This window comes from Actinomycetes bacterium (assembly GCA_022599915.1).
Lineage (GTDB): Bacteria > Actinomycetota > Actinomycetes > S36-B12.
Genome location: JAHZLH010000074.1, coordinates 1 through 3,103, shown reverse-complemented (window position 1 = coordinate 3,103; position 3,103 = coordinate 1). Strand labels below are relative to the sequence as shown.

The 3,103-nt window shown below is 61.6% G+C and carries 4 protein-coding genes; 1 reads left to right on the top strand and 3 read right to left on the bottom strand.

Translation table 11 applies throughout. The annotated features are described in order from the left end of the window. Positions 1-188 precede the first annotated feature (188 nt). The gene (locus K0U62_11600) at positions 189-626 is read left to right on the top strand and encodes a hypothetical protein (protein ID MCH9802156.1); all 438 of its coding nucleotides are present in this window, start codon (positions 189-191) and stop codon (positions 624-626) included. Between the two features lie 64 nt (positions 627-690). Here K0U62_11600 and K0U62_11595 read toward each other — a convergent pair whose 3' ends face one another. Genes K0U62_11595 through K0U62_11585 form a run of 3 tightly spaced genes read right to left on the bottom strand, consistent with a single transcriptional unit; the run spans position 691 to position 2,967 of the window. Continuing rightward, on the bottom strand, positions 691-1,101 hold the full coding sequence (locus K0U62_11595) for an NUDIX hydrolase (GenBank protein MCH9802155.1): 411 nt from the start codon (positions 1,099-1,101) through the stop codon (positions 691-693). Further along, positions 1,094-2,101: a hypothetical protein gene (locus K0U62_11590; protein MCH9802154.1), complete on the bottom strand. Its 1,008-nt coding sequence runs from the start codon at positions 2,099-2,101 to the stop codon at positions 1,094-1,096. The genes K0U62_11595 and K0U62_11590 overlap by 8 nt, the downstream gene beginning before the upstream one ends. After that, positions 2,098-2,967: a hypothetical protein gene (locus tag K0U62_11585; GenBank protein ID MCH9802153.1), complete on the bottom strand. Its 870-nt coding sequence runs from the start codon at positions 2,965-2,967 to the stop codon at positions 2,098-2,100. Before K0U62_11585 ends, K0U62_11590 begins: the two co-directional genes overlap by 4 nt. Positions 2,968-3,103 lie beyond the last annotated feature (136 nt).

Here is a 3,103-nt window from a genome sequence, read left to right as displayed (position 1 = left end):
GTGCTGATGGGTGACTGCTCTAGCTGCCGACGCAGGCATTGGGTGTTGATGACCTGCTCTGAGCCCAAATCCCCGTTATCCGACCGTCCGGTCACAACTCCCGATTGGTGCAACTACTATGAGCCTCTTGCGCAAGCCCCGCGGAACAGAGATTCCCTGGAATCGCTGCTCAAGGAGCACCGCGAAGCGTGAAGAAGACCTTCGAGATAGGTAGAGACGCGGACGGTAACCGCTGGATCACATGTCTCCGTGATGACTGCGACGCCAAAGGCCGTAAGAGCTACCACCCCCAGGATGTGAGCCAGGGGTTCTGCGGCGGGTGCGACCGGTTCCACGTAATCGAGGATGTCCCAATCGACGACCTCCGCGAGGCTGTCTACGTCACGTCGCGCGAGCACGGCAAAGCCCTGCTGGCCACCACGCTTATTGGGTTCGCGGCTCGCACCGTTGGCCAAGACCGTCTCGCGGACGAGGTTGGCGAGCTTCAGGCGCGGCTCGGTGTCCCTGACTCCGTAGTGGACAAGTTCGACGCATGGGGCCGTCAGGCGCGTTCTGCGTTCACGGGGCGCAAGCCCTCGGCAGAGGAGCCTGGAAACGCTCTCGACGCCGGAGACGACGAATCATGAGCAACCTGGATGTAAAGGAACAGGCCCAACTGCCTGCCACAGTACGACACCTGTAACAGCTGCCCTAGAGGTCCAGGCCGCCGTTGTCGAGCAGCCACTCCACGCCGAAGTGGAGGTCTGGCCAGTCGTCGATCTCTTCGGGCTCCACCCAGGCGTAGTCGTCGCTCTCCCAATTCAGAGACGGCGCGAACTCGTGCGGCACGTACCCGATGTGGTTGTGGTAGACAAAGTCGCCCGCGAGGAACGCCTTGATACGCCGGAGCCGTAGAGGGCCGTCATATCCTAGCTCCTCTTCAACCTCACGTACGAGAGCCTCTGAGGCAGTCTCACCGGGGTCGATCTTCCCGCCGACTGCCGCCCAGGTCCACGGCTCGTTGACGTGGCCGCTGCGCAGCACCAAGAGCACCCGACCGGTGTCCTCTGCCACGAGATAGGCTCCTGCGGCCTCATCGCCCCAGAACTCGCGCTCAGCCACGGCGCGCCGCGCGTCGGTGCTTTACGACGCAAGTAGGTTTGGAGAGGGGGTCGAAGAGGCTGAGGCGGGGCCGTCCGCTTATGGGAGGTCCTTCCAACCATTCTAACATCTCTTCGACGTCCACGAACTCCAGGCGGTTGGTCCACTCCCCTCCATGCTCGTCTTGTAGATCATCGGCAACATCTTCCGGGGATTCGCCGTCGGGGAGGTCATCCCACTCAGGCCACAAGGCCACGGATTCCCCGGAATCGGCAACCAGCACCAGCGTATCCGCCTCCAGCACAGGTTCACGGTACTCGAAGTCAATAACGATGATATCCCGAGCAGAAGGCCCCCAGAAGATTGCCTGAGGCTCATTATCAGTGCTGTGGTCGAAGACCATGTGGGGGGCGCGAAACAGTACAGCCCTCTTCCCGTACTGCGGATCCCCCCAACGGTTGAACCCGAACCGCTGTGCCATCTCAGCCGGGTAGGCGAAGTTGTACCCTTCCGTGTCAAAATAGAAGCTGCTGAGGAGTGTGGTGAGTCCCAGCGTTTCGACGTGGGGTACGCCTCGGCAGAACCCCTCAGCGGCAATGTCATAGGCGCTGTCGCTGAAGTGAATGAGCCAGTCGTAGGCTTCATCACCGTACCGCGGGTGGAGGTACCTCCAGGAGGGGGACTCCTCTTGGGCATGTTCCACGAAGAACTCGTTTTGGAACTCTAGTAGAGCATCCCAGAGCTTGGGGTGGTCCGAGAAGACTTCCTCCAAGGCTTCCTGGGGGGAGTCATGCTCGTCGAGCAGGTTGTCCAGGACGTCTTCCAGGTCTGCCGGAAGTCGGCCTGTGTACTCCCGGCCCGCCAAGAACTCCCACGAACAGCACCGCAGCAACTCCTCTGCCCGAGCACGCGGGTCCTCTGCCTCCTCAAAGTAGTCGTAGAGATGCTGCATCTGAGCAGGCCATCTCTTCGCTCGTTTGAGCTTGGCTAGGTGGGGTGTGAGCGGGTTATCCTTCCTCATAGCTCTGGAATCTCCGGCATCTGGGGGACCGAGGGTTCTATGTCCTCCCGGAGCCCCGGTGCCGCGGCAAGTAGGTTATACAGGCTTGTTCCGTGGTACTCAATCCTCGCTCCTGGGTTCCGGGGCCATTCGAAGTCAACGAGGACTTTGATAGGGACGGAGAACTCCGCTACGTCGTCCTCGTGAGTGAGGTTCCACCCGAGGTCGTCCAAGAGGTCCACCTTCTCGTCCTCATCAAATCTCAGGATCTCGTCCCACATCGGCTGGAGAATCTCGACCGACACAACCCTCTCTTCTGGTACGTCGTCGAGGTACCGGTACTGTTGCACCGCCCCCATGAGTACCTTTCTTGTGAAGGGGGAGAGATGCTTCTCTGCTCCCTGGAAATTGTTGCCCGGTAGGTTCAGTATGTCGTCGCGAAAGGTAGTGTACTCCCGCGTGTCCGCGAAAGAGTCGGGGTCGATGCCCCCTCCCTCTATGATGTGAGAGAGTGCTACCTGGAAGGCATGTGCCGCGGCGGAAGGTGGGAAGTCTACCTCCGCTTCCGCATAGCTAATCTCCAGTATCTCGTACCAGTCGTCGAGTGTGGGGGCTTCCTCCAACATCGTTTGTACGACGGGCAGGAGAGAGATCACTGCGTCGTAATCGAGCAGCCTCTCGTACCCCCTCATGTCCAGACCTATCAGGACTGGGAAATCGCCCTCCCGGACCGTCGGGGGCGGGGGGGTCTTGGCGTAGGCATAAGCCAGGGCTATTTCCCGATCGCCTGCTGTGTGGAAACCGGGGTACTCCTCAACTCCGATTGAGGTCCCCCCTCGGTAGCTCTCGGGTCTCGCAAGGAAGGGGTTGGGGAGTCTGTGGCTCATTCGCCGGAGCCGTCGCCGGAGCCGTCGCCGGAGCCGTCGCCGGAGCCGTCGCCGGAGCCGTCGCCGGAGCCGTCGCCGGAGCCGGCGCCGGAGCCGTCGCCGGAGCCGTCGCCGGAGCCGGCGACCTCGGCGTCGG

What these genes read in the sequence shown, in the direction of transcription:
- K0U62_11585 (MCH9802153.1), bottom strand. Translation starts at nt 2,967, where the DNA reads ATGAGCCACAGACTCCCCAACCCCTTCCTTGCGAGACCCGAGAGCTAC.
- K0U62_11590 (MCH9802154.1), bottom strand. Translation starts at nt 2,101, where the DNA reads ATGAGGAAGGATAACCCGCTCACACCCCACCTAGCCAAGCTCAAACGA.